This window comes from Streptomyces sp. NPDC020898 (genome assembly GCF_044333925.1).
GTDB lineage: Bacteria > Actinomycetota > Actinomycetes > Streptomycetales > Streptomycetaceae > Streptomyces.
Genome location: NZ_JBIRRV010000004.1, coordinates 603,618 through 628,897, shown reverse-complemented (window position 1 = coordinate 628,897; position 25,280 = coordinate 603,618). Strand labels below are relative to the sequence as shown.

At 71.8% G+C, this 25,280-nt stretch carries 24 protein-coding genes and 1 pseudogene; 12 read left to right on the top strand and 13 right to left on the bottom strand.

Annotation, left to right across the window (positions count from 1 at the left end; all coding sequences use genetic code 11):
• Positions 1–44: 44 nt before the first annotated feature.
• Genes ACH4TV_RS17255 through ACH4TV_RS17245 form a run of 3 tightly spaced genes read right to left on the bottom strand, consistent with a single transcriptional unit; the run spans position 45 to position 3,837 of the window.
• The gene (locus tag ACH4TV_RS17255; protein ID WP_398398772.1) at positions 45–1,943 is read right to left on the bottom strand and encodes a dipeptide ABC transporter ATP-binding protein; all 1,899 of its coding nucleotides are present in this window, start codon (positions 1,941–1,943) and stop codon (positions 45–47) included.
• Entirely contained in the window at positions 1,943–2,872 is a 930-nt protein-coding gene (locus ACH4TV_RS17250; RefSeq protein ID WP_398398771.1) for an ABC transporter permease, read from the bottom strand. The genes ACH4TV_RS17255 and ACH4TV_RS17250 overlap by 1 nt, the downstream gene beginning before the upstream one ends.
• The gene (locus tag ACH4TV_RS17245) at positions 2,872–3,837 is read right to left on the bottom strand and encodes an ABC transporter permease (RefSeq protein WP_398398770.1); all 966 of its coding nucleotides are present in this window, start codon (positions 3,835–3,837) and stop codon (positions 2,872–2,874) included. The genes ACH4TV_RS17250 and ACH4TV_RS17245 overlap by 1 nt, the downstream gene beginning before the upstream one ends.
• A gap of 289 nt (positions 3,838–4,126) precedes the next feature.
• On the opposite strand from ACH4TV_RS17245, the gene ACH4TV_RS17240 reads away from it, so the two are divergent.
• Together ACH4TV_RS17240 and ACH4TV_RS17235 are read left to right on the top strand one after the other, a co-directional pair.
• On the top strand, positions 4,127–4,726 hold the full coding sequence (locus tag ACH4TV_RS17240) for a GNAT family N-acetyltransferase (RefSeq protein ID WP_398398853.1): 600 nt from the start codon (positions 4,127–4,129) through the stop codon (positions 4,724–4,726).
• A gap of 54 nt (positions 4,727–4,780) precedes the next feature.
• Positions 4,781–5,698, top strand: coding sequence for a helix-turn-helix transcriptional regulator (locus tag ACH4TV_RS17235; protein WP_398398769.1), 918 nt, complete (start codon positions 4,781–4,783; stop codon positions 5,696–5,698).
• A gap of 13 nt (positions 5,699–5,711) precedes the next feature.
• Here ACH4TV_RS17235 and ACH4TV_RS17230 read toward each other — a convergent pair whose 3' ends face one another.
• The 5 genes and pseudogenes from ACH4TV_RS17230 to ACH4TV_RS17210 all read right to left on the bottom strand — a co-directional run bounded on the left by ACH4TV_RS17230 (position 5,712) and on the right by ACH4TV_RS17210 (position 9,056).
• A complete protein-coding gene (locus ACH4TV_RS17230) occupies positions 5,712–6,614 on the bottom strand; it encodes an alpha/beta hydrolase (RefSeq protein ID WP_398398768.1) in 903 nt (300 codons plus the stop codon).
• 510 nt (positions 6,615–7,124) lie between these two features.
• Positions 7,125–7,247 (bottom strand): annotated as a pseudogene (locus ACH4TV_RS17225) (DUF1206 domain-containing protein); the annotation flags it as partial.
• Between the two features lie 110 nt (positions 7,248–7,357).
• Positions 7,358–8,179, bottom strand: coding sequence for a SigB/SigF/SigG family RNA polymerase sigma factor (locus ACH4TV_RS17220; RefSeq protein ID WP_398398767.1), 822 nt, complete (start codon positions 8,177–8,179; stop codon positions 7,358–7,360).
• A 134-nt stretch (positions 8,180–8,313) separates the two neighbouring features.
• A complete protein-coding gene (locus tag ACH4TV_RS17215) occupies positions 8,314–8,700 on the bottom strand; it encodes an ANTAR domain-containing protein (RefSeq protein WP_398398766.1) in 387 nt (128 codons plus the stop codon).
• 83 nt (positions 8,701–8,783) lie between these two features.
• Positions 8,784–9,056, bottom strand: coding sequence for a hypothetical protein (locus tag ACH4TV_RS17210; RefSeq protein ID WP_398398764.1), 273 nt, complete (start codon positions 9,054–9,056; stop codon positions 8,784–8,786).
• A gap of 387 nt (positions 9,057–9,443) precedes the next feature.
• Here ACH4TV_RS17210 and ACH4TV_RS17205 point away from each other — a divergent pair, with 387 nt between their 5' ends.
• From ACH4TV_RS17205 to ACH4TV_RS17195, 3 genes are all read left to right on the top strand, one after another.
• Positions 9,444–9,650 (top strand): hypothetical protein, encoded by a 207-nt coding sequence (locus ACH4TV_RS17205; RefSeq protein WP_398398762.1) that lies wholly within the window; start codon positions 9,444–9,446, stop codon positions 9,648–9,650.
• A gap of 116 nt (positions 9,651–9,766) precedes the next feature.
• Positions 9,767–9,934 carry a hydrophobic protein gene (locus tag ACH4TV_RS17200; protein WP_398398760.1) on the top strand — a complete coding sequence of 56 codons (168 nt, stop codon included), beginning with the start codon at positions 9,767–9,769 and terminating at the stop codon, positions 9,932–9,934.
• A gap of 92 nt (positions 9,935–10,026) precedes the next feature.
• On the top strand, positions 10,027–10,200 hold the full coding sequence (locus ACH4TV_RS17195) for a CsbD family protein (protein WP_398398758.1): 174 nt from the start codon (positions 10,027–10,029) through the stop codon (positions 10,198–10,200).
• Between the two features lie 159 nt (positions 10,201–10,359).
• On the opposite strand, the gene ACH4TV_RS17190 is transcribed toward ACH4TV_RS17195, so the two are convergent.
• Positions 10,360–11,181, bottom strand: a complete 822-nt coding sequence (locus ACH4TV_RS17190) for a DJ-1/PfpI family protein (protein ID WP_398398756.1) — start codon at positions 11,179–11,181, stop codon at positions 10,360–10,362.
• The gene (locus tag ACH4TV_RS17185; protein ID WP_398398754.1) at positions 11,178–12,194 is read right to left on the bottom strand and encodes a GlxA family transcriptional regulator; all 1,017 of its coding nucleotides are present in this window, start codon (positions 12,192–12,194) and stop codon (positions 11,178–11,180) included. Before ACH4TV_RS17185 ends, ACH4TV_RS17190 begins: the two co-directional genes overlap by 4 nt.
• A 308-nt stretch (positions 12,195–12,502) precedes the next feature.
• Here ACH4TV_RS17185 and ACH4TV_RS17180 point away from each other — a divergent pair, with 308 nt between their 5' ends.
• On the top strand, positions 12,503–13,198 hold the full coding sequence (locus ACH4TV_RS17180; protein ID WP_398398752.1) for a glycoside hydrolase family 11 protein: 696 nt from the start codon (positions 12,503–12,505) through the stop codon (positions 13,196–13,198).
• Between the two features lies 1 nt (position 13,199).
• A complete protein-coding gene (locus ACH4TV_RS17175) occupies positions 13,200–13,904 on the top strand; it encodes a polysaccharide deacetylase family protein (RefSeq protein WP_398398750.1) in 705 nt (234 codons plus the stop codon).
• Positions 13,905–14,003: 99 nt separating this feature from the next.
• Here the strand turns inward: ACH4TV_RS17175 and ACH4TV_RS17170 are convergent, their stop codons facing one another.
• The 3 genes from ACH4TV_RS17170 to ACH4TV_RS17160 all read right to left on the bottom strand — a co-directional run bounded on the left by ACH4TV_RS17170 (position 14,004) and on the right by ACH4TV_RS17160 (position 20,422).
• Positions 14,004–14,423 (bottom strand): hypothetical protein, encoded by a 420-nt coding sequence (locus ACH4TV_RS17170; protein WP_398398749.1) that lies wholly within the window; start codon positions 14,421–14,423, stop codon positions 14,004–14,006.
• A 25-nt stretch (positions 14,424–14,448) separates the two neighbouring features.
• Complete coding sequence (locus ACH4TV_RS17165; protein WP_398398747.1) at positions 14,449–16,767, bottom strand: hypothetical protein; 2,319 nt, start codon at positions 16,765–16,767, stop codon at positions 14,449–14,451.
• Positions 16,768–17,017: 250 nt separating this feature from the next.
• Positions 17,018–20,422 carry a S8 family serine peptidase gene (locus tag ACH4TV_RS17160; protein WP_398398745.1) on the bottom strand — a complete coding sequence of 1,135 codons (3,405 nt, stop codon included), beginning with the start codon at positions 20,420–20,422 and terminating at the stop codon, positions 17,018–17,020.
• A gap of 355 nt (positions 20,423–20,777) precedes the next feature.
• Here ACH4TV_RS17160 and ACH4TV_RS17155 point away from each other — a divergent pair, with 355 nt between their 5' ends.
• From ACH4TV_RS17155 to ACH4TV_RS17135, 5 genes are all read left to right on the top strand, one after another.
• Positions 20,778–20,906 (top strand): hypothetical protein, encoded by a 129-nt coding sequence (locus ACH4TV_RS17155; protein ID WP_398398744.1) that lies wholly within the window; start codon positions 20,778–20,780, stop codon positions 20,904–20,906.
• Positions 20,907–20,984: 78 nt separating this feature from the next.
• A complete protein-coding gene (locus tag ACH4TV_RS17150; protein ID WP_398398742.1) occupies positions 20,985–21,668 on the top strand; it encodes a response regulator in 684 nt (227 codons plus the stop codon).
• 149 nt (positions 21,669–21,817) lie between these two features.
• A complete protein-coding gene (locus ACH4TV_RS17145; RefSeq protein WP_398398740.1) occupies positions 21,818–22,582 on the top strand; it encodes a class I SAM-dependent methyltransferase in 765 nt (254 codons plus the stop codon).
• A 136-nt stretch (positions 22,583–22,718) separates the two neighbouring features.
• On the top strand, positions 22,719–23,918 hold the full coding sequence (locus ACH4TV_RS17140; RefSeq protein WP_398398738.1) for an alpha/beta hydrolase: 1,200 nt from the start codon (positions 22,719–22,721) through the stop codon (positions 23,916–23,918).
• Entirely contained in the window at positions 23,905–25,167 is a 1,263-nt protein-coding gene (locus tag ACH4TV_RS17135) for an acyltransferase (RefSeq protein WP_398398736.1), read from the top strand. The genes ACH4TV_RS17140 and ACH4TV_RS17135 overlap by 14 nt, the downstream gene beginning before the upstream one ends.
• Positions 25,168–25,280 lie beyond the last annotated feature (113 nt).

The window sequence follows — 25,280 nt, the reverse complement described above, 5'->3', positions numbered from 1 at the left end:
TCTGGTTTCCGTTCCTTGAGGGGGAGTTGGAGACGGGGAGTTGATCAGCCCTCGCCCGGGATCGAGGCGAGGAGGCGTCGGGTGTAGGGGTGGCCGGGGGATTCCAGGAGGGCGGTGGTCTCGCCGCTCTCGACGATCTCGCCGCCGCGCAGCACGATCGCGCGATCGGTCATCTGGCGTACGACCGACAGATCGTGGGTGATGAAGAGCATGCTCGTGCCGTACGTCCGGCGGACCTCGCGCAGCAGCTCCAGGATCTGCGCCTGGACGGACACGTCGAGCGCCGCGACCGGCTCGTCGCAGATCAGCAGCCGGGGTCGTACGGCCAACGCGCGGGCGACGGCGACGCGTTGGCGCTCGCCGCCGGACAGCGCGTCGGGGTACCGGTCGGCGTACGAGGCGGGCAGGTGCACCAGGTCCAGCAGCTCGGCCGCCTGCCGCGCCCGGTCGGCCGTACGGTCGCCGCGCGCGCCGACCGCCTCGCGCAGGGTCGCGCCGACGGTGAACCGCGGGTTGAGGGAGGAGTACGGGTCCTGGAAGACGACCTGGACCAGTCGCCGCACGTCACGGTGGTCGCTCCGGCTCAGCCTGCGGTAGTCGCTGACGTCGACGCCGCCGAGCCGGATCGTGCCGGCGCCGGGTGTGGTCAGGCCCAGGACACAGCGGGCCAGGGTCGTCTTGCCGGACCCGCTCTCGCCGACGACGCCCAGCGACTCGCCCTCACGGAGCTCGAACGAGACGTCGTGCAGCGCCTTCGCTCCACCGCCGGACCGGGTGCCCGACCGGGTGACCAGCCGACTGCCTGGGATTCCCACGGAGGACCTCGTCCGGTACGACTTCGTCAGGCCGTCGACGACGAGGAGCGGGTCGCCGTCGGGGACGGGCGGCGGGGTGCCCGGGGCGGCCTGACGGAGGCGGCGGGCGCTGATCTCGTCGCCGATCTCGCCGATCCGTCCGCACGCGGACGCCCTGTCCGCCGTACGGGAGACGAGCCCGGGCCGGGACGTCAGACAGACGTCGTGCCGCCATGCGCAGCGGTCGGCGAACGCGCACCGGTCGGCGACACCGTCGGCGGAGGGCACCCGGCCGGGCAGCGGGACCAGCCGGTCCACGAAGTGGGAGACGGGGGGTTCGGCGAGCAACAGGCCGAGGCTGTACGGGTGTTGGGGGTCGCGGGCGAGCGCGTCGGCCGGGGCGTCCTCCAGTACGGAACCGGCGTACATGACCAGCACCCGGTCGCAGACGGAGAACGCGACGCGCAGATCGTGGGTGATGAGGACGAGGGCCATGCCCCGGTCGGCCCGCAGCCGGCGCAGCAGGTCGAGGATCTCGGCCTGGGTGGTGACATCCAGGGCGGTCGTGGGCTCGTCGGCGACGAGGAGGTCCGGGTCCTGCGCGAGGGCGGCGGCGATCGCGACGCGCTGGCGCATACCGCCGGAGAGCTGGAAGGGGTAGCGGCCGGTGACCGCGTCCGGGTCCAGGCCCACCTCACGCAGGCGCCGCGCGACCTCGGTCGCCGCCTCGCCCCGGTCGCGGCGTACTCGCGGGGCCAGCGACTCCCGTAGATGCGTGCCGACGGTCTGGAGCGGGTTCAGTGCGGTGAACGGGTCCTGGAGCACCATGGCCAGCCGGGTGCCCCGCAGGGGGCGCAGGTCCCGCTCCCGTCTGCCCAGCAGCGGGATGCCGTCGAACAGGACCTCTCCCTCGGCCCGTACGCCGTCGGGGAGCACCCCCAGCACGGCGCGCGCGGTCATGCTCTTGCCGCTGCCGGACTCGCCGACGATGCCGAGGCTGTCACCAACGGCGAGGTCGAACCCGACGTCACGCACCAGCGTCCGCGAACGGCCCCGGGGGTGGGGGCGGGAGTGGGGATGGGTCGCGTGCACGTGCAGCCGCCGTACGGACAGCAGCGGTGCCGGAGATCGCAGCGGTTCGGGCGTCATCAGCGGTCCGTCCCGGCGGCGTGGCGATCGGTGCCGCGGTCGGTGTGGCGGTCGTACAGCCAGTCCCCGAGGAGGGTGACGCCGGTCGCGGTGATGATGATCATCAGGCCCGGGGCCAGGGACAGATACGGGTTGACGGTGAGCAGGCTCTGCCCCTGGCGCAGCAGTTCGCCCCAGTCGGGCGTGCCCGGCGGGACCCCGAGGCCCAGGTAGGACAGCCCGGACAGGCCGATCAGCGCGCCGACGAAGTCGAGGAGGAAGGTCGCGACGACCGTGGGCAGGATGTTCGGCAGGATGTGCCGGAACATGATCCTCGGGGCCGGAAGTCCCAGGGTGCGGGCGGCTTCCACGTAGGGCAGGCGGGCCTGTACGAGGGTCGTGCCACGGCAGAGCCGGATCTGCGCCGGGAGGGTGAGGACGGTCAGGGCCGCGACGGCGAACCAGTAGCCGTCGCCGACCACGCCCACCACCACGATGATCAGTAGCATCGCGGGAAGAGCGAGGACCAGGTCGGTGAACCTGCTGGTCACGGCGTCGAGAACGCCCGCGCGGTACCCGGCGGCCACCCCGAGCGGCACCCCCAGCAGCACCGCGCCCGCCGCCACGCACAGCGGCCCGACGACCCCGGTACGCGCACCGGCGAGCACCTGGGACAGGACGTCCCGGCCCAGGTGATCCGTACCGAGCCAGTGGCCGTCGCCGGGACCGGCGGCGCTCAGCAGCAGGTCCTGACGCGCGGGGTCGTACGGGGCCAGCCACTCGCCCGCCACCACCAGCAGCGCGATCACGGCGACGGCGACGGCGGCCAGCGCCACCAGCACGGGCGGACGGCGGAAGCGCTTCGACTGGTCCGACGCGAAGACGGCGTAGGCCGCGGAGGCGATGTTCGTGTCCGTAGGGGAGGCCGGGTCCGGGGCCTGGAAGGTCATCAGCGCTCTCCCGCCGTGTGGGGGCGAATCCGCGGGTCGAGCAGGAAGCCGAGCAGATCGACCAGCAGGTTGACCACGACCACCAGGGCGCCGAGCAGCAGCGCGATCCCCTGGACGACCGGAACGTCCTTGGCGGCCACCGCCGCGAGCAGGAGGGAGCCCTCGCCTGGCAGGGAGAACGCCTGCTCGATGAAGACGCCGGCGCTGATCGGCGCGATGAGGAGAAGGCCGGCGCTGGTGACCACCGGGGGCGCGGAGTTGCGCAGCACGTACCGGAACAGCACGCGCCCCGGGCTCAGGCCGCGGAGGCGGGCGAAGGTGATGTAGTCCTGCCGCATGACCGTCAGGGTGGCCGCTCTGGTCTGCCGGATGACGACGGCCGACAGCACGATCGCCAACGCCACGGCGGGCAGCGTCAGATGCGCGATCCGGTCCGCGAACCCGTCACCGGCGCCGTACACCGGGAACCAGTTGAGGGCCACGCCGAAGACGTACAACAGGACGACGGACAGGGCGTAGACGGGGGCGCCGAAGCCGACCGTGGACAGCAGCGAGATCGTCCGGTCGGTGGTCCGGCCGCGCCGGAGGCCGGCGGCGACGCCCAGGGGGACGCCGAGCAGCAGCACCAACAGGAGGCAGTAGACCGCCAGTTGCACGGACAGCGCCATCCGGCCGTAGATCATGTCCGCGACCGGGGTGCCCGCCTGGACCGAGATCGAGCGGCCGAAGTCGAGGCGGACGGCGTCGGAGAGCCAGTGCAGGTACTGGAGGACGAGGGGCTCGTCGAGGTGGTGCAGGCGGCGCAGTTCGTTCACCAGTTCCGGTGTCGCCGGGCGGGTGCCGAGGAGGGTCTGGACCGGTGAGCCCGGACTCGCGGCGAGCAGGGCGAAGACCAGGACACTGAGGGCGAGCAGAAGAAGCAGCCCGCCGCCCAGCCTTCTGAGAACGAAGGAGGCCACGCCCATGCCGCACAACCGGCCTTCCCCGGGCGAACCTTCGTCCTGTGCGGCAAGCACCCAGGATCGACGGATCTGACTTCACGCCCGTGACGCGCTGCCGGATGTGGGGAACAAGGCGACCGGCGCCTTACACCGCGGTTGACCGGAACTCTACGATCCACATCGTGCCGAAACAAGATCTCCAAGGGAGGTGGATCAGGAGACGCACAAGTTACCCACAGGGCAACAACTCCCGTACCCCCCAAAGCTTTTCAACTGTTCGCCCACTCGCCGACAGGAAGCCCCCGTGCACTCCATGGACCCCCTGCACAGTCACCCCCTCTCCGAACGCGCCGAGCTCCAGGCCCTCGAACCCTGGCAGGCCGAGGAGTTCCACGAGTTCGTCGAACGCGCCCGCGCCCATATCGCCCCCTGGCTGCTGTGGCCCACGACCATCGACGACACGGCCAAGGCCGAACGCTGGCTGCGCCGTTACGCCGAGCACCGGGCCCGGGACGGCATACGGCTCTACGGGATACGCCTCGACGGACGGTTGGTGGGAGGCGTCGGCTTCTCCCGCTTCGACGCCGACACCGGGGTCTGCGAACTGGGCGCCTTCACGGCCCCGGAGGCCCAGGGCCACGGCCTGGTCACCCGCGCCGCCGCCGTCCTGACCGACTGGGCCATGGTGACCCGGGGCCTGTCCCGGGTGGAATGGCGCGCGGCGACCGTGAACGTGCGCAGCATCGCGGTCGCGAAACGGCTCGGCATGCGACGCGAGGCCGTCCTGCGCGAGGCGTACTTGATGAACGGCGTACGCCACGACCTGGAGGTCTGGGCGCTTGTCGCGGGGCGGGACGGGGAGCGCGGTGACGTGCTGCGGGGTCCGGTGGCGCGGTCCGGTGAGGGGGTGTGACACGGCCCCTCACTCCGCTGTTCCGCAGGTCACAGGGCTGTCACACTGAATCGCATGGCACGTGAGCAACGCAACGGCACCCCCGGCGGCAGCGAGCTCGGCCGGTTTCTGCGGGCCCGGCGCGCCCGGATCGGCCCCGCCGAGGCGGGTCTGCCGGAAGGCCTCGGACTACGCCGTACGCCTGGCCTGCGCCGCGAGGAGCTGGCCACCCTCGCCGGGGTCAGCATCGACTACTACACCCGGCTGGAACGCGGCAGGGAGACCAACCCCAGCCCCTCCGTCGTCGATGCCCTCGCCGCCGCCCTGCGGCTGGACGGTGACGAACGCGACCACCTCCGCGACCTCGCCGCACGCGCCGCCCGTTCGGCGCCCGAGCCGTCGAAGGCACCCGGCCCGGCCGTGCCGCCCGGTGTCGGACTGCTCCTGGAGAGCATGCGGCCCTACCCGGCCCATGTGGTGAGCCGCACGATGGAACTCCTCGCCTGGAACCCCGGCGGCCTCGGCCTACTGGCCGGTCTGGAGGACTGGCCGCCCGGCCGGTGCAACATCGTCCGCTACGTCTTCCTCCATCCCACCGCCCGCGTCCTCTTCGACGACTGGGAGAACCAGATCCGGGGCTGCGTGGCCCGCCTGCGCACCCTGGCCGGCCTCGACCCCGACGCCGCCGGCCTGACCGGTCTCGTCGACGAACTCCTCCTCAAGAGCCCGGACTTCGCCCGGCTGTGGGAGCAGTACGACGTCAAGGGCAACACCACCGGCCGCAAGACCTTCCACCATCCCCGGGTCGGTGACGTCACCTTCGAATACCAGGCCATGGAGCTGGAGGGCGCCCGCGGCCACCGCATGGTCGCCTACCACGCGGAGCCCGGCACCCCCGAGTACGACGTGATGCTCCGGCTCGACGCGGGCGCGGACGCGGGCGCCGAATCCGAGGCCGGGGCCGGGGCCGAGACCCCGCAGGGGGCGCCCTGACCGGCGTCAGGCGTCAGGCGTCGAGTGCGGTGCGCAGGGTGGCGGCCATCAGCTCGATGGCCTCCTTTCCGGCCGGTACCGGGCCGGTGTGGGTGAAGTAGTGGTCGACGCCCGCGAAGACGCGGTGGGTGACGGGGACCCCGGCGGCGTCCAGGGCCTTGGCGTACGCGTCGCCCTCGTCGCGCAGCCGGTCGTGCTCGGCGGTGATCACCAGGGCGGGCGGCAGACCGGCGAGGTCGTCGGCCAGTCCGGCCGAGACGAGGGGATGGGCCCGGTCGGCGGGATCCGGGGTGTAGGCGGCGGAGAAGACCCGCATGAGGTGCGGAGCGAGCAGCGGCTTGGCGATCGGGGACAGCTTGGTGGACGGGTCGGAGACCTGGTCGAGCGGTGCGGAGTCGAGGATCTGGAGCCGCGGCGAGAAGGTGCCCCGGTCGCGGGCCGTGCGGCAGACCGCGGCGGTGAGGTTGGCCCCGGCGCTGTGTCCGCCCACGGCGAGTCGCGAGCCGTCCCAGTTGTTGGCGGGGCCGTTCTCTGCGACCCACGCGGTGACGTCGTACGCCTGGTCGACGGCGGCGGGGTACGGCCGCTGCGGGGCGACGGCGTAGTCCACGTTGATCACGACGCAGCCGACCGTGGCGGCGATGTACCGGCAGATGTGGTCGTCCTGCTCGGGGCGGGCGACGACGAAGCCGCCGCCGTGGAAGTTGACGTACACGGGGGCGGGGGTGTCGGTCGTGTCGGCAGCGGCCGGCGGGCGGTAGACGGTGCAGTCCACGGGACCGGCGCCGGTCTCCACCCGGAGGGACTCCGTCCGCTTCGGGATGTCGGTGAAGCGCAGGTCCGCATGGACGCGGGACATCATGCCGCCGAGCAGCAGTTGGATGCCTCTGGCCTGGATTCCGGGACTGGGGAACATGGTCCGACCCACCTATCACTGCAACTTTGAACTAACAGGTTTCCTGATAATGAACGCTCGCTGCGCGGAACGCAACGGGCAGTGCGCCACCGCATTCGGCGTGGGGCGGATGCGGCAGGACCGGGAGCCGGAAGACCTGATCGAGGTCTGGACGCTGCGACAACGGGCTGAACGCCGAGCTGAAGAAGGTCCGGGGTGAGGGGGGCATGCTGCTGCGGGTCGCGGAGGCGGCGCTGTCCGAGCCGTCCGGCACGGTGCGGCGGGTGATCCATCCGGTGGTCGGTGAGGAGAAGAGCCGCTGAAGGAGGCTGCCGCTCCGGCCGTAGCGTGATGGCGCGCGTACAGCGCCCCGGCTGCGTACGCGGCGGTGGCCCAGCAGACGGCGGCGTAGAAGAGCGCCCGTCCACCGTCAAGCGCTCGCGAGGCCGCCTTGCCCCGAGGCCCCCTGCCAAGGACCGCGCGGGCGCTCCGCCACAACGCCATGCAGGCGAACCCGACGACCAGTGCCCACAGCATCGCCTTCCCGAAGGGCTGCGCCGCGATCCGGGCCGGCGCGCCCTGGCGGTCCGCCGACTCGCCACCGCTGCCGAGGGCGATCCGGACGGCCAGTACACCGATGAGGACGTACCCCACGCCTCGCGCGGCGAAGCCCGCCCGTCCGGCGGCAGTCAGTGTCTGCCTCTCCGCGGAACGACGGGTACCGGGCCTGGCGGCCCGGCGCCGCCCGTGCACCCGGGACGTCGTCACGATGCCCTCCTGAGAGCGTAGGTGTCGGCCATCACCTGGCGGCGCAGGCGTGCACAGATGCGGGTGATCAGACGGGAGACGTGCATCTGCGAGACACCGAGCTGCAGTCCGATCCGGTCCTGTGTCATCTCGCAGAAGAACCGCATATACAGGATCTGCCGGTCACGTTCGGGCAGTGCCCGCAGCAGCGGGCGCAGGGCCTCACGGTTGACGATCAGGTCGAAGTCGGGCTCCATGCCACCGAGCGTGTCGGTCAGTGGATGGCTGTCCGCGGAGTGGCCGGGCACGGCGTCCAAGGACAGAGCGGCGAAGCTGTCCAGCGCACCCTGGCCCAGCCGTACCTCCTCCTCCGTCAGGCCGGTGTACGCGGCGATCTCGGGGACGGAGGGTTCGCGGCCGCCCAGCGAAGCGCACTCATTGCCGGCGAAGCGGACCCGGCCGCGCAGCTCCTGCACACGCCGCGGCACATGCACGTCCCAGAGGTCGTCACGGAAGTGCCGTTTCACCTCGCCGAGGATCGTCGGTATGGCAAAGCTCGGGAAGGCGGTGCCGAGACTCGGGTCGAAGCGGGACACCGCTTTGACCAGGCCCAGTTGGGCGACCTGCTTGAGGTCCTCGAAGGTCTCACCGCGATGGCGGAAACGCCGGGCGAGCCGTACGGCCATCGGCATCCAGGCGCACACCACCTCCTGCCGCAGCGCGGACCTCTCCGGGCCCTCCGGCAGGGCGGCGATACGGCGGAACGCCGCAGCGGTGTCCGGCGCGTCGTAGTCATGAGGGCGGGTGCTTCGTGGGCTGTGCGTACGTACGTCAGGCATCGACACGTGTCTCCCTCATCGGTGGCGTCACTCACCGTGGGAGCCGGCAGACCGCAGCACACAAAAGAGCAGCGACAGCTGCTCCCACGGGCGCCACTCCCGGACATCGGCAACGTGAATCATGACCTTCCCCTTCAGGACGGACCCTCCGGCGGTGACAGGTCGCACCCCGGGCCTTCCGCGTAGAACCGCCGCAGGGCACGCCGCAGCGCCCGCCGCATCAGCCGCGAGAGCGGCTCGCCCTCCCAGGCGGCGACCACGGCCGCGGCCACGTCCGGAAGACGGGTGTCGCACTGCCGTGACATATCCACCAGCAGTTTCCTGGCCGGCCCACGGCGGCAGGGGGCCAGGATCATCACCATGCCGCACGCCTGGTCGATCACCGCGCGTCCGGCCAGTGCCCGCCGCAGCAGATCGACCTCGGCACGCAGCGCCACGACATCCTGACCGGCCGCATTCCCTACCGCGGCCTCAGCTGCCAGATCCCACCAGTTCTCCGGGAGCATGGTTGTGCGATGCATGGCATCCGCCTCTCCACGATTTCCGCGCGTCCGGCGTGACCGAAGCCGTCCCGGAGCCTCTGGACATCAGGCCGGTCCGTCGGTCACCCGCGGCGTTCGCGGTCCCGCCGGTCCTCGCGCCTCCAGCGCCCTCGGTGCTGACGGCTGTAGCGGCGGTCCCAGCGGTCCTGGCGCTCCCGGCGGTCCCGGTACTCCCGATACTCCCCGGGACCGGCCCCGCCACCACGGCCTCGACCACGATCGCGACCGAAGCGGGGGGCACCGAAGACCAACACGGCCGCGGCCACCCACCAGAGGGGATTGAGGAACCCGAGACCGAACAGGATCAGAGCGATGACGAGAAGGAGAACGAACACAGCGGGCCTCCCGGAGCGGAACAGATCATCACTGCCGGGGGCTGGGGCCTGTTCGCCCAGCGTAGTCCTGCCCAGAGGTTGCGGACAGCGCCCTGTGTAACGGTCTCGCGCCTTGAGCGGATGGCCACTTGACGTCTGTTCAGGAAGTGTGGCGAGGGCTAACGTGCGTGGTGCGGCCCGAGCCCCCGGCAGCGTCGATCACCTCTCGCGCTCCTTCGGGGGCGCACCTCGCGCATCGGTGCCGGAACCCGCTCCGCCCCCAACGGGCCGCTCCCGCACTCGCCGTCGCCGTCGCCACACGATCCCGGCGAAGCCCCGATGCGCCCCACGCGGGCACCGTGCATCCGCTGCCCGCCGCGCCGCACGCATTTCACCCAGGCGGTACGCATGTACGCGCTGATCGTTCCGGCTTCGGTCCCCTTCGTCCTGCTCGCCACCGTCATGGCCCTGTCCTGGTGGGAGGACCACGTCCTGCCACCAGCCGAAGCCTCCGCCGAGGCTCCGTTCACCCCAGCGCCCCCAGCGCCCCCTGCCCAGCTCCCAGAACTCGCCAGTGTCGACACCGCGTTGACACAGACAGTCGCCGGGCGTTGACTGGCGGCACGGCGTAGGGCCATGCCGCTCCGGATCATTCCGCGGCAGCATTCCACCTCCCCGCTTCGCCCGGACCCCGCGGAAGTCAGGAAATCCCCGCGAACCGGAGGCCGGCGATGTTCTGGATTCTTCTCCTTCTGCTGATCCTGGTGGTGTTCGGGTTCGGCTTCACGATGCAGATCCTCTGGTGGGTCGCCGCCGTGCTGCTGGTCGTCTGGATCGTCGGCTTCGCCAAGCGCGGGCGCGGTGGTGGCAGGCGCCGGTACAGCCGCAGCCGCGGGTAGTCCGCACCCGACGGCTGTCCCGCCCCCGGAAACGGCGGCCTGTACGGCGGTCGACCGCGGGAGCCCATCCAGCGAATGAGCAGAGGACAGTCATGAGCGTCGGACAGACGATCAAGCACAAGACCCAGGCACTCAAGGGCCTGGTCACCGCACGCATCGGCCGGCCCACCCGCAACAGGCGACTGCACCGCGCAGGCAGGACCGACCGGGTCTTCGGAAACCTGAAGCAGGCCGGTGACAAGGCCAAGGACGCCTTCAGGCGCTGACTGCACCCGCCCCGGGTGGTGCCCACGTCGCGTGGACACCACCCGGCAGGCGAACGCGGAATTGATGGAGCGTCTTCTGCTTCATCGCCGGCACCTGGCTGCTCGGCGCGATCGTCCTGGCCGTCTTCGGCACCCGGACGCGCTCGGCGCGCCTCGCCCCTACACCTGTGAGTCGGCGAGCAACTGAAGTGCCCGCTCCTTGAGTTGGGCGTCCGCCTTGGTGGCGTCGCCCGCGTCGAAGGGCGGCCGGGGGTCGTACTCGACGGCGAGCTGGATCGCCTTCGCCGTGTCGTCGCCCGCGATCAGGGAGGCGAGGTACAGGGCCATGTCGATGCCCGCCGACACACCGGCCGCGGTGACGATCTTCCCGGAGCGTACGTAGCGCTCCGGGAGGTAGGTCACGTCGAACGTGGACGTGAGGTACTCGGCGGAGGCCCAGTAGGTCGTCGCCTCGCGCCCGTCGAGCAGGCCCGCCGCCGCGAGGACGAGGCTGCCGGTGCAGACGGAGGTGGTCCAGCGGGTGTGCCGGTGCATCTCGCGGATCCAGCTCAGCAGCGCCTCGTTGGTCATCGCCCCGACCGTGCCGCGATTGCCCGCGCCGGGGACGAGCAGGACGTCGAGACGGTCGACCTCGGCGATGGAGCGCTCGGCGACCACGGCCACGTCCCCGGTGTCCGTGCGGACCGCGCCGCGCCGCTCGGCGATCATCGTCACCGTCGCGTCCGGCAGCCGGGACAGGATCTCGGCCGGTCCCGTGGGGTCGAGCAGGCTGTACCCGTCGTACAGGAGGATGCCGATGCGCGGGCCCTTTCCCGTCGGCGGGGTGGGCGGGGTCGGTGTGGTGGCCCGCGCTTCCGTCGCCGCGGTGGTCGTGGCCGCGAGGGCGGCGGTGGCCACGGTGGAGCGCAGAAGGTTCCTGCGTGTCGTCGTCGGATGCGTGGCCGGATGCGTGGCCGAGTGGCTGCTCGTCGAATGGCTCATGGGCCGGGAGTCTGCCGACCCGGCGCGGGGCGCGCGGGGGGCATGTCCGGCATCCTGCGAAGGATGTCCCCGGTGACGCCGTAGTGGTCCAGGAACGCCTGGCGCAGGGTCTCCGCCGACCCGAATCCGCAGCGGCGGGCGATCGCCGCCATGGGCAGTCCGCTCGACCTGGCCAGGTGCGCCGCCGCCTCGGTGCGTGCCGCGCGTACCGCCCGGGCCGGGGTCGTACCCAGGTGGGCGTTGAAGAGGCGGGTGAGGTGGCGGCGGCTGATGCCGGCCCGGGCCGCCAGGGCCGTGGGTGTGAGGTCCTCGGCCAGGTGGCCGGCGATGTGGCCGGCAAGGTCCCGCACCAGGCGGTCCTCCGGCGGCGGCGCGGTCAGGAACAGGGAGATCTGGGCCTGGTCGGCCGGGCGGTGCAGATAGGTGACGAGTTCCCGGGCGACGGCGCGGGCGAGCGTCGGCCCGTGGTCGTCCTCGATCAGGGCCAGCGTCAGATCGAGGGCGCTGGTGACGCCGGCCGAGGTGTAGACGTTGCCGTCGCGGATGTAGAGGGGGCTCACGTCGACGGCCACGGCGGGGTGGCGGGCGGCGAGGCGTTCTCCCCAGCCCCAGTGCGTCGTCACCCGGCGGTCGTCCAGCAGTCCGGCTGCCGCCAGCACATAGGCGCCGGTGCAGACGGAGGCGACGCGGCGGCTGCGTACGGCCAGTCGGCGCACCTGCCCGAGGAGCCGCTCGTCCGCCGCCGCGTCCTCGCAGCCGACGCCGCCCACGACGACCAGCGTGTCCAGACGTCCCGTGACCGCCTCCAGCGCCTGCCCCGCGCCCAGCACGATGCCCGCCGAGCTACGCGCGCCGCGCCGTCCGAGGGTCGCCAGCTCTATCGAGTACGGCGGCTGCGCGCCGTAGCGGTTGGCGATGTCCAGGGCGCCGCTGGGTGCGGCCACATCGAGGATCTGCGCGTCGTCGTAGGCAACGATGAGTACGCGCCGCGGGGTGACCGGGTCCGGGTCCATGCCCCGATGTCAGCACACGCGGCGGCCGCCGGAAAGATCGGCGAATAATTCGAAACATTCGAGTAAATGGGCCTGGGGCATTTGGTCGGCAATTCGGCGACGCCTAGTTTTCACTTGTCATAACCTGCACTCGATCAAGCGAAAAGCAGTACTGAGCAGGAATAATAAACCCACCAACCCTCCGTCCCGATCTTTCGAATGTTTCGAATTGTAAACCGAAACTATTGACACCTGACGTGACCCGGCCAACACTGTCGCCTGTTCAGCAGCCCCCATCGGCCCCATGAGGACGAGGAGGAAACACACACATGAACAACGCACCCGCACTCGCACCCGCACTCGCATCCCGGCTCCGGCTGCTCATCACCGGTGTCTGCACCATGCTGCTGGTCGCCGTGGCCGCATTGGCCCTGCCCGGCACCGCTCAGGCCGCCACGGTCATCACCACGAACCAGACCGGCACCGACAACGGCCACTACTACTCGTTCTGGACCGACGCGCCCGGCACCGTCTCCATGACGCTGAACTCCGGCGGCAACTACAGCACCTCATGGAGGAACACCGGCAACTTCGTCGCCGGCAAGGGCTGGAGCAACGGCTCGCGCAGGACCGTGAGTTACTCGGGCAGCTTCAACCCGTCCGGGAACGCCTACCTGACGCTGTACGGCTGGACGGCCAACCCGCTGGTCGAGTACTACGTCGTCGACAACTGGGGCACCTACCGGCCCACCGGAACGTACAAGGGCACCGTCACCAGCGACGGCGGCACGTACGACATCTACCAGACCACCCGCTACAACGCCCCGTCGGTGGAAGGCACCCGCACCTTCAACCAGTACTGGAGCGTCCGGCAGTCGAAGCGGACCGGCGGCACCATCACCACCGGCAACCACTTCGACGCCTGGGCCCGCGCCGGAATGCCCATGGGCAGCTTCAACTACTACATGATCCTCGCCACCGAGGGTTACCAGAGCAGCGGCAACTCCAACATCACGGTGCGCTGACATGACCCTCACGAAAGTCACGAAGGCCACGAAGGTCCGGGCGCGTCTCCCCTTACTGGTCGCCGCCGCGTTGGCCGCCGCCACCCTCTCCGCCCACACCGTCCACACCGCCGCCCCGGCGCAGGCCGCCGCCTGCAACGGGTACGTCGGGCTCACCTTCGACGACGGCCCGTCCGCCAACACGACGGCCCTGCTGGGCGCCCTCACGCGGAACGGACTGCGGGCCACGATGTTCAACACGGGCCAGAACGCCGCCGCCAACCCGGGCCTGGTCCGCGCCCAGGTCAACGCCGGTATGTGGGTCGGCAACCACAGCTACACCCATCCGCATCTGACCCAGCTCGGCCAGGCGCAGATCGACTCCGAGATCTCCCGCACCCAGCAGGCCGTCGCCGGTGCGGGCGGCGGCACTCCGGTGCTGTTCCGTCCGCCGTACGGCGAGACCAACGCGACGGTGAGGGCGGTCGCGGCCAGGTACGGGCTGACCCAGATCATCTGGGACGTCGACTCGCAGGACTGGAACGGCGCCGGTACGGACGCGATCGTGCAGGCCGCCGCCCGGCTCACCGGCGGGCAGGTCATGCTCATGCACGACTGGTCCGCCAACTCGCTCGCCGCGGTTCCCCGCATCGCGCAGGGCCTGGCCGCCCGCGGCCTGTGCGCCGGGAAGATCTCCCCGGCGACCGGACGAGCCGTGGCCCCCTGAGAACGGGGTGCCGATACGGGTGACTCACCGCACCAGTGGCGCGGCAGCCCACGGCTGCCGCGCCACCGCCCGTGTGCTGCTGCCCGTGTGCCGCCCGTGTCAGGCGCCCAGGGTTCCCCGTACCGTCGTCGCGAGTTCGCCGACCGCGACGACGAGCGGGGTCACCGGCTGGACGAACGCGGTCAGGCGGTCCAGGGCGCGTCGCAGGACCGGGGCCTGCGGCTCCTCCTCGTCCAACTCCTCGCGCAGGCGCCGCAGTTCCCTGGTCGTGCCGTCGGGGTCGGCCAGCGCCGAGCGGTGCTCCTCCAGCAACTGCTCGACGTATGTGAGGAGTTCGGCCGTACGGGCAGCCTGTCCTGAGTCCTGCTGCTGGAAGCTCACCGAGCCGGAGAACGCCTGGGCCCGTTGGCCGATCGCCTGGTTGCCCACGTAGTGCGTGCCGCCCTGGACGACGAGGCCGTGGTTGACGGGCGGGACGGGAGGGACAAGCGGATCGTGGCGTCCTTCGTCGTTGCTCATGGCGGGAACTCCCTGTTCCTGGAGGCTACTTCGGGGGAGCGGCGGCACCGGCGGCGGCCGGGCCGGGCTGCTGTCTGACGTTCTGGGTGGCGCTGGCCCCGGCGCCGATCGCCTGGTTGCCGATGATGCTCGTACCGCCCTGCTGGATGAGGCCCTGGTTGAGGATGGTCTGCTGCTGGCTGCGGAAGTCGGTGACGTCGTAGCCGCGCGCGTCGAGGAACTCCCGGATCGCCGCGAGGGTGTGGCGTTCGACCGCGGCCGTGATCCGTCCGGCATCCATGACCTGGAAGTAGTTGTGGTAGACGGGGCTCAGCGCCATCGCCCGTACGCTCAGCCGGGCGCCGTAGTCGAAGACCGGGTCCTGCTCCATGGCGGTCAGTTCGTCCGCCATCCGCCGGGTGTGCCGGGACTCGAAGCGGGCCTGGCGCAGCGCGCGGGAGGGCGCGCCGAAGAACGCCTGGCCGGTGTGGGAGAGCGAGTCCGCCAGCAGCCCGCGCTGCCGCTCGGGGGTGAGCGGGTCGCGCAGCCGGTCCACGAGGTGGTACGCGGCGTTCACCGGGCCGAGTACATGGTTGCCGCAGTGCAGGTGCAGTGTTCTGCCCTCGGTCGAGAAGTGCAGGAACACGCTCGGCACCACGTCGCCGCCCCACAACGGCACGTGCACCGCCAGATGGTGGCGGACCGCGCCCGTCGGCCGCAGCATGATCCGCTCGACCGCCTCGGGCGACAGCCGTGCGGCCGGGGCCAGGCCGGCGGGCGTGATGAACCGGTCGTCGTCGCCGATGGCCGTGCCGTTCACGAAGACCCGGTCCTCGATGACGAGGGAGCCGAGTGCCTGCGCGGCGGCGTCCGCGGTGCCGTTGACGTCGCCGCGCGCGGCGACCTCGCGGAGCTGTTCGCGCACGTGGGCGACGAGTTCGACGACGGTGAAGGCGTCCGGACCGCCACGGCGCGGCGCCTTGTCGACGGGGTCGTCGGCGGGCAGGAGCGGCACGGCGAGCGACCACTTGGAGCCGGCCTCGGCATAGCCGACGAACGGCGAGAACCCGCTGTACACGGTGACGTTCCCGTCCCGCGCCTCCTTGACGACGGCCAGCCGGTTGACGATCCACTGCTTCAGGGGCAGCGGGGGCAGCCTGCGCCGGGCGAACTTCTCGCGCGTCATGGTCGTGCGCAGCAGCCGGTCGATGGCGAAGTCGTGGCGTACGACGGTCACGTACGCGAACAGTGCCGCGCCGATGGACGCGAACACAGCCGGTACGCCGGCCAGATAGGCGCCCAGCAGCCAGCTCGCGAACCCGGACACGGGCAGCGACGCGACGGCGGCGCCGAGGGGGAAGGCGACGGGTACCAGCACCGCGCCCATGACCGCCGTACCCACCAGGACCCTGTTGCCGGGCTGGCGTTGGCCACGGGTGGCGAGGTCGGGTCTCGTGCGGCCCGCTCCCGCGGTGAACGACAGGAACACCGCGCTGACCAGCAGCCACAGCGGTGCGAGCAGCGCCACGACCGTGAACGCCGCCGCCAGTCGCAGGTCGCGTCCGCGGCGGAGTTGCTGCGCGGCGAGGCAGTGATGGGCCACCGCCACCAGATCGACGCCGGGCGAAGGCGCGACGGCGCTGGCCTCGTCGGCCAAAACGTCCTCGACGACCCGGTCGGCGAACCGCTCGTCGGTGTAGGCCGCGGCGCACAGGTACCGGGTGACGTCACCCGGCATGCTCCCGACCGGCATGTGTGCCTGCGGGGTCGTCATGACGGCATCTCCCTTTCTCCGGCGGAGCGGCTGACCGAACGGCATCCTCGTGGTGCCGGCGGCGCCGGTGATGTGTACGCGTGGCAGCCCGGCGGTCAGGAGGGCGAGGAGAACACCGGCCAGCAGGCCGAACGCGAGGGGCGCGTGCAGGAGTTCGCTGCGCAGCCCGGCGGTCGACAGGTCCATTCCGTCGACGAAGGTGTCGAGCATGAACCACCGCAGCAGGGCCACGAGTTCCGACACCAGCACACCCGCGACGAGGCACCGGACCCAGCCCGACGCCCCGCGCGCCCGCAGTCGCAGCATCACCCATGCGAGCGCCACGAGCAGCACCGCGACACAGAGGTTCTCCACGACCAGCATGGGCTGACCGAGATAGTGGACGTACAGGTCGGGGGAGGTGTCCCACCTCAGGACGAACGCCCCCTGGACCAGCCATCGCGTGGCCTCGTCCGAGTAGTTCTCCGCGTAGAGGTCCTGCACGCTTCGCTGGGCCCCTGGGCTGCCCACGGCGACAAGGATCAGGCACAGCAGCACGACGCGGCCGCGCAGGGACAACCGTCCCCCGGACGTGCTCCGCCAAGACGACATCAACACGTGGCGTTCCCCCGTCGCCGGACACCGCAACCCGTGGCGGCACTCTATGGCTATCCCCGTTCACAGCCACCGGGAATCCCGTGAACCCCCTTGGTATGCAGGGCAGTTGTGGATCCGCGAAGCGGCGGGGGCGAAGGCTGCCGCAGGTCCGCGAACCGGACTCGCCCGGGTCGGTGTCGACACCGACCCGGGCGAGTCCGGGCGCACAGTCCGGAGGCGACCAGAGGCCTCCGGAGACAGCGGGCTACTTGGTCGTGAGGTAGGCCCGTTCGATCGTCTGGACCAGGGTGTTGCCGGTCCGGTCGGTCAGTTTGGCGCGGAGGGAGACGGAGCCCGCCTCGGTCGGGTGGGTCAGGGAGAGGTGCGTACCGCCGATCGTCTTGGCGGGGTGCCAGGTGGCGCCGTCGTCGTAGGAGACGTCGAAGGCGAGCTTGGCGGGCCGCTGTCCGGCCGCCGCGCCCTCGATGGTGAAGGGCACCGAGAACCGCTTGCCCGCCTTCGCCGTCGCCGTGCTGGACAGGCTCAGGTCGGGCGAGAAGCGGACCACCGACAGCGGGAGCTGGGTCAGGTCGTCCTCGGGGGTGGTGGCGGAGCGGAAGGTCCACTCCGAGCGGACGCGGGTGCTGACCGGGTACACCGCCGGATCACGTGAGGCGTCCACGGTCAGCTTGTACGCGCTGTCCTGGGCGGGAACGGTGTATTCGGTGAGGTCGATCGGTGAGATGCCGTAGTCGTCGGGGATCTCCTTGCCGTCCGCCACGAGCGAGCTCGACACCGAGGTGTAGTCGCTGAGGCCCCAGTGGCCGGAGCCGTCGCCGAACTGCGGCAGGAACGCCCTGATGACGTTGCCGTACCGGAAGATTCCGGGAAGTCCCCGCTCCGGTCCGAGGTCGCCCGCGGCGGGCAGGACCGGGCCGAAGACGCCGACGTTGAACCGCTCGGTGTAGCTCCGTCCGGCCTGCCAGGTCTTCGGCATCCGCATCAGGAAGGCCTCGGAGCGCCTCTCACGGTCCTCGCCGAACATCTGCCACGCACGGAAGGACCACTTGACCTCGTTGTCGAGGACGTAGTCGGTGCTGCGCAGCGGCAGGTCGCCCCGCAGGTCGTTGGCGCCGAAGACCAGGTCGCCGGCGGGGGTGTGCGGCGACACCTCGACCTGGACGCCCCTGCCCTCGACGGGGACGCCCACCTGGAGGTCCACCTTGGCGAGCTGGTTCCGTTGGACGGTGGCGGCGAAGCCGTCCAGCTTGCCGGCGCGGTTCCAGGCCAGGTGGTAGGTGACCGGCCTGCCCTCGGCGTCCTCGCGGGTCCAGTCGCCGGCGAACACGGCGGACGTGCCGGCCACGGACGTGTCGGGTCCGAGCTGTCCGAACCCGGTGCCCTCGAAGGTCGGCAGGATGTACTCCATGGTGGCCGGGTCCAGGTCCCCGCCCCGGTCATAGGTGAAGAGGACCGAGGCCTCGGTGTTCTCGGCCGCCGCGTCGGGCACGGTGACCTCCACCGGCCGCGCCTGCCGGGCGTCGACGGTGACGGTGGTGTCCTTGTCCAGGTTCATCATCGGCCGCACCAGGATGGCGTGCGTGGCGGACTCGAAGGAGGGGTGGATCACCCCGCTCAGCGTGTACACGCCCTTGGGCACCCGGACGGTGAGCTCACCGTCCTGCTCGTCGGCGAGGTCGGCGTAGAAGTCGTTGCCGATGCCGCTGACCTGGGTGGCGGCGTCGCCGGTCGGCGCGCCGCTCTCGTCGAGATGCCTGATCGTCAGGTCGTACGACTCGACCTCGCGCTGCACCCCGACAGCGGTCCGCACCTGGATCCCGCCGTCGGCCGAGACCGCGGTCACCGAGCCGCCGAAGGAGCCGTCGGTGCTGCCGGCGCGGGTGTCGGCGGTGACGGAGGCGGTCGCGGCGGAGCCCGCCGGAACGGTGAGCTGCTTCGGTGAGACCTCGAACATGCCCTCGGCGGCGGGCTTGCCGTCCACCGAGAGGGCGTCCACGGACAGGTCCAGGGTGACCGGCTCCGTACCGAGGTTGCGGTACGTCACCTGCTTGGTCGCCGGAGTGTCGTCGCCGTGCGGCCACTGCTGGAGACCGAAGTCGAGCGGCTGCTGCTCGGTGACGACGCTCTGCTCCAGCGCCCGGACCAGGTCGGTACGCCCGGTGCCCTGCTGGAAGGAGCTGTACGAGCCCGGCTTCGCGGAGCCGGTGAGGACCGCCTTGAGGCGCTCGCCGGTCCAGTCGGGGTGCTGCTGGGCCAGGATGGCGGCGGCGCCCGCGACGTGCGGGGACGCCATGGAGGTGCCGTCGAGGGTGAGGTAACCGGGTATGTCGGAGGGGTACCACTCCTCCAGGACGCTGCCGGCGGCCCCGGCGGCCGTGATGGCGGCGCCGGGCGCGGTCAGGTCGGGCTTGACCCCGCCGTCACCGACGCGCGGACCCCGGCTGGAGAAGTCGCCGAGCGCGTCCGACTTGTCGACCGCGCCGACGGTGAGCGCGGCGTCGGCGCTGCCGGGCGAACCGACGGTGCCCTCGCCGAACTCGCCGTCGTTGCCGGCCGCGATGACGAAGAGGGCGTCGGTCTCGGCGGAGAGCCGGTTGACCGTCTCCTCCATCGGGTCGACACCGGGGGTGTCCTCGCCGCCGAGGCTGAGGTTGACGACGTCGGCGCCCTGCGCCACCGCCCACTCCATGCCCGCGATGATCCCGGAGTCCGAGCCGAAGCCGTCGTCGTTGAGGACCTTGCCGTTCAGGAGCTTCGCACCCGGGGCGACGCCCTTGTACTGGGCGCCGTTCCCCGCGGGAGAACCAGCACCCGTACCGGCCGCGATGGACGCCACGTGCGTGCCGTGGCCGAACTTGTCGCCGGGGCCGGAGGGGGAAGCGGTGAAGTCCTGCTCCGCGACCACCTGGCCGGCGAAATCGGGGTGGGCCGTGTCGATCCCGGTGTCCAGCACGGCGACCTTGACGCCGGTGCCGTCGTAACCGGCCGCCCAGGCCGTCGGCGCGCCGATCTGCGGCACGCTCCTGTCGAGGCTGGCCTTGCGCCGGCCGTCGAGCCACAGCTTCTCGACGGCGGTCGACGCGGTGAACTCCGTTGCTCCGTCAGCCTTTTCGGCGGTACTGGTCACGGCGTCCCAGAACGCGGCGCCCCGCTTCTTCACGGGCCGCATCGCCTTGCCGTTGACCACCGGAAGCGCCCGGCCGATCTTCGCCCCGGCCCCGGTGAACGGGGTCATCGAGGGCGCCTTCTTCCCCCGGAAGGTGACGATCAGCGGTACGTCGGCCCGCCCGGCGTCGTCGTACCCGTCGGCGACCAGCTGCGTCACGTCGAACAGCCGGGCGTCCAACTTGCCCTGTGCCAGCAGCAGTTCGGCATCACCGGGAACGACCTGGGTGTGCCCGGCGACCACCCGGACCGAGAACGGCACCCGCTCCCGGCCCTCGGCCCGCACCACTCCGGCGACCTTGCCGACGGCGTCCACCATGACCTGGTCGCCGGTGACGAGGGTCACCGTCCGCATCGCCTTGCCCGTACCGGCGGCGTCGGCCACCCCGGCCGTCCTGACCGTACCGGCGCCGCTCGTGTCCTGGGCTTCGGCGCCCGGCACACCGGCCAGCAGAAGGGCCGTGGAGGCCACCCCCGCCGCCACGACCGCACGCTTTGGTCTTGCGCGTAACTCCACCTGCACTCCTGACACTTCGGGATAGGACAGCAGCCGTCACGCTCACGCCCGACGGCTCGCGCCTAGAGACGGACGGGAGCGGCACCGGGTTGGAAAAACATCCGGCCCGTTTCCCACGAGAGCCCGGCGGGAGATCGACGAGAGGTCGGCGGGCGGCTCTCCGCGGAGCCCCCTCCTCCACCGTTCGGCCAGTACAGAGGCGGGTCCCGGTCCGCGGGTTCCGGCCGTTCGGCCGAGGCGGTGGTGGCCTCCGGGGCAGGAGAGTGGGCTACCGGGCCCCCCGAAGGTGCGCGGGGTGACACGGACGGCAGGGGAGTCGGACATGGCGAAGGCACCGCAGCGCGGAGCGCGGTCGGCCCACCGGCACCTGGCGCGGGTCACGACGCTGGCGGTGGCGGCGCTGATCGCCACCCAGTGGCTCGCCTCGGCGGCAGGCACCGGCGCCCACTGACCCGACGTACCCGCGAAGTCACGAAGTCACGACGTCACGAAGTCACGACGACGGCAAGAAGGCAGAAAGCAGAGGGACATGGCAATCCGGGTGGTCGTCGTCGACGACCAGGACATGGTGCGGTCGGGATTCGCCGCGCTGCTGTCCGCGCAGAGCGACATCGACATCGTGGGTGAGGCGCCCAACGGCCGGCTCGGCGTCGAGGTCAGCCGTCACACACACCCCGACGTCGTGCTGATGGACGTACGGATGCCCGAGATGGACGGCCTGGAGGCCACCCGGCAACTGCTGGCCCCGCCGCGCGGTGTCGTCCACCGGCCCAGGGTGCTCATGCTGACCACCTTCGACATCGACGACTACATCTACGCGGCGCTGCAGGCCGGCGCCAGCGGCTTCCTGCTCAAGGACGCTCCGGTCGCCCAACTGGTGCAGGCGGTACGGGTGATCGCCGCCGGTGACGCGCTGCTCGCGCCGTCCGTCACCCGGCGCCTCATCGAGGACGTGGCCCGGCGCCGCCCCACCCCGCCCCGGGCCGCCCGGCTGCGCCTGAACGGCCTCACGCCCCGGGAGAAGGAGGTCCTGTCGCTGGTGGCGCGGGGCCTGTCGAACACCGAGATCGCGGCGCGGCTGGTGGTGGCCGAGCAGACCGTCAAGACCCACATGACCCGCCTGCTCGCCAAGCTCGGCGCCCGCGACCGGGCCCAACTCGTCGTCCTCGCCTACGAGTCGGGGCTCATCGTGCCCGGGGCGCCGGCCGCCTGAGTCCCCTGCCCCCTCGCCGTGTCATACCCAGGCTCGTCATACCCAGGGGTGACACCCAGGTTGGCACCCAGGTGTGACGTGCCGCCCCATGCCCACGCTCCAGCATCACCGCGACCCGACCGAGCAACGGTTTCGCAGGAGCGTGACGCATGCACCAGCCCAACGACCACCGGCCCAACGACACTCAGCCGTCCGTCGGCAGTTTGCCCATCGACCTCGACCTCGACCTCGACCTCGACCACATCAGCGGCCTCTACCGCACCTACGCCGAGGACCTCGACCGGGCCCGCGAACGCCAGCGCACCCTCCTCGCGCCGCCGACCTCCATGAAGGCCCAACTCGACGACATCGAGGCGGAGATCACCTACCTCCTCCTGCGCGAGGCGCGCCCGGAGACGGTCGTGGAGATCGGCACCTTCCACGGCTGGTCGACCACCTGGATCCTGCGCGCGCTGCACGACAACGGCACCGGGCACCTGTACTCGTACGACATCGTCGACCACGTCGTCCGGGAGGTGCCGCAGGCCCTCTCGGCGGGCCGCTGGACGTTCACTCAGGGGGACGCCCGGGAGAACGTGGAGAAGATCCCGCCCACCGCCGACTTCCTGTTCATCGACGCGGCGCACTCCGCCAGCTTCGCCCGCTGGTACATCCGGGAGCTGTTCCCGCGGCTGCGGCCGGGCATACCGGTGTGCGTCCACGACGTCTTCCACGGCCGCCGGGCGCTGCCGTTCACGGAGGGCGCGGTGGTGCTGCGCTGGCTGGCCGCGCGGGAGAACGCCTTCTTCACCGCGTCCCGGGCCCACGCTCCCGAGATCCACGACCGGCTGAAGGACGTCAAGCGGTCCGTCGCCCTGGGCCACCCCGTCCGGGAGAGCCGCGACAACCCGATGATCTTCTTCACGCTGCGCTGAGGCCCGCGCCCCACCCCCTACCGGGGTGCTACCCGGAGGTTGGCCCCCCGGTGTGACGCCGAGCCGCACACCCCCTCCCTACCTTCCGCTGACACACACGGAAGCAAGCGGAAACGCGGAAACGGGGAGACACACCATGAGGCCGACAGGTCGCTTCAAGCGCACTCTGGTCGCCTGCGCGCTCGTCGTCGCGACGGCCGCCGGGACGGTGGGCTGGGCATCGGGCGAGGTACAGACCGCCGTCACCGGTCCGCCGCCGGGCACGGCGGCCTGGACGGCCGACCGGCTGCTCGGCCGGGATCTCCCCGACCCGGCATCGGCCACCCCGGCCCGGATCGCACGGTTCTTCGCCGGTCTGACGGTGCGGCAGCGGGCGGCGCTGGCCGAGCGTCACCCGCTCGTCGTCGGCGACCTCGACGGCGTCCCGACCGAGCTGCGTTACACCGCCAACACCCGCGCCCTCACCGCCGAACGCGCCCGCGAACTGGCCCGCGCCGCCGACCCGGAACAGTCCGACGGCGCCCGCCGGCAGGCCCGGTCCCGGGCGGCGGCGTACGACGGACTGCTCGCCCCCGGCCGCCACGTCCTCGCCTTCGATCCGCGGGGCCGCGGGCAAGTCGCCGAGGTGTACGGCGACCTGCGGACCGCCCGCCGGGTGGCGGTCGTCGTACCGGGCTCCGACACGGACCTCGCCTCGTACGACGCCGTCGCCGTGATGGCCCGGAACCTGCGCGCCGAGATGACCCGGCTCGCACCCGCGGACCGCCCAGCGGTGATCGCGTGGGTCGGCTACACGACCCCGGTCGGGGTGGGCTACGACGCCGCCACCGGGCACCTCGCGGAAGAGGGCGCCCCCCGGCTCCTCCGCTTCCTCGACGGTCTGGCCGCGACGACCCGCCCGGTGACGCCTCCCTCTGTCTTCTGCCACAGCTACGGCTCGGTGCTGTGCGGCGCCGCCGCCCACCGGCTGACCGGCCGGCAGGTGTCCGACCTCGTGGTCGCGGCCTCGCCCGGGATGCGGCTCGACGACGCCGGCCAGGTGCCCGTCGGGGCACGGGCCCGGCTGTGGGCGACGGCCCGGAACCCGAGCGACTGGATACGCCGGGTCCCCGCCGTCGAGCTCTTCGGCCTCGGCCACGGCGCCGACCCGTCCGACCCCGGCTTCGGCGCCCGCGTCGTGTCCTCCGACGGGGCCGAGGGCCACACCGGCTACTTCACCCCTGGCACCGCCTCCCTGCGCAACTACGCCGACATCGCCCTCGGCCACTACCACTCCGTCACCTGCGCGGACACCGTCACGGACACCACGGAGGACTGCCGCCATGGCCTTCGCTGACCTCGCCGTACGCACCGCCGGCCCGCGCCTGCGACACAAGCTGGACGCGACGGCCGCCCGCGTCGAGGCGCGCACCCCCGCCCACCGCGACCGCGCCCTCGACGGACTGCGCGCCGTCGCCCTGCTCTCCGTCCCCGTCGGCCACTGGCTGCTCGGCGGCCTCACCCTCGGCCCCGACGGCGCGCTGCACAACACCAGCCCGCTCAGCACCTTCGGCTTCCTCGCCCCGGTGAGCTGGGTGCTGCAGATGCTCGGCATCTTCTTCCTGGTCGGCGGCTACGCCTCCGCCCTGTCGCTGCGCCGCTCCGCCGCCCGCGGCGTGCCGACGGGCACCTGGCTGCGCGGACGCCTGGCCCGCCTCGGCCGCCCCGTCCTCGGCGTCGCCGCGGTGTGGGCCGTACTCCTGCCGGTGCTGTACGCCGCCGGAATACCGGCCGTGACACTGCGCACCGGGGTGGTGCTGGTCGTCCAGCCGCTGTGGTTCGTCGGCATCTACGTACTGGTGACGGCCCTGACGCCCTGGTGCGTCCGCGCCGCGCGCACGTTCGACGCATGGTCCGCCGTACCGCTCCTCGCGTCGGTGGCCGTCGTGGACCTGCTGCGCTACGGCCCCTGGGCGGACGGCATGCCGTCCTGGCTGGCCCTGCTCAACCTCGGCCCGGGCTGGCTGTTCGCGTACCAACTGGGCGTCTGCTGGGGCGAGGGGCGGCTCGGCCGGCGCGGTGCCCGGCTGCTGCTGCTCGGTGGCGGCGCGCTGTTCGCCGTACTGCTCCTCGCCTTCCACTACCCGGCGAGCATGGTCGGCGTGCCCGGCGCGGACCGCACCAACTCCCACCCGCCGTCCCTGCTCGTGCTCGCGCTGGCCTGTGTGCAGTGCGGCGCGGCGATCCTGCTGCGGGAGCGGCTCGACGCGTTGCTGCGGCGCCGGCACCGGCTGTGGGCGGCGGTCGTGGCCGTCAACCTCTCCGCGATGACGATCTTCTGCTGGCACCAGACGGCCCTGCTCACCCTGGCGGTCCCCGGCTCACTCCTCGCCGCCGCGGTCCCCGGGCTCACCACTCCCCCGGACACCGCTGTCTGGCTGCTGGCCCGGCTCGCCTGGCTGCCGGTCCTCGCGGCCACCCTGCTCACCCTCGCCCGCCTCACCCACCGCTTCGAAACACCCTGGACGGGCATCCGGGGACCACACCGGGCGACGGTCGCGCTACTGGCGGCGGCCTTCGCGGGCTACGCCCTGACGGTCGTCTGAGGGCAGGGGTGCCACTCTTCCGGCCCCGTCCGGGCCGCCGTCGGAAACACGTCGGCGGCCCGAAGACACGGTGCGCGGAATTGAACCCGGCGTGACGGGACGTAAATCCCGCC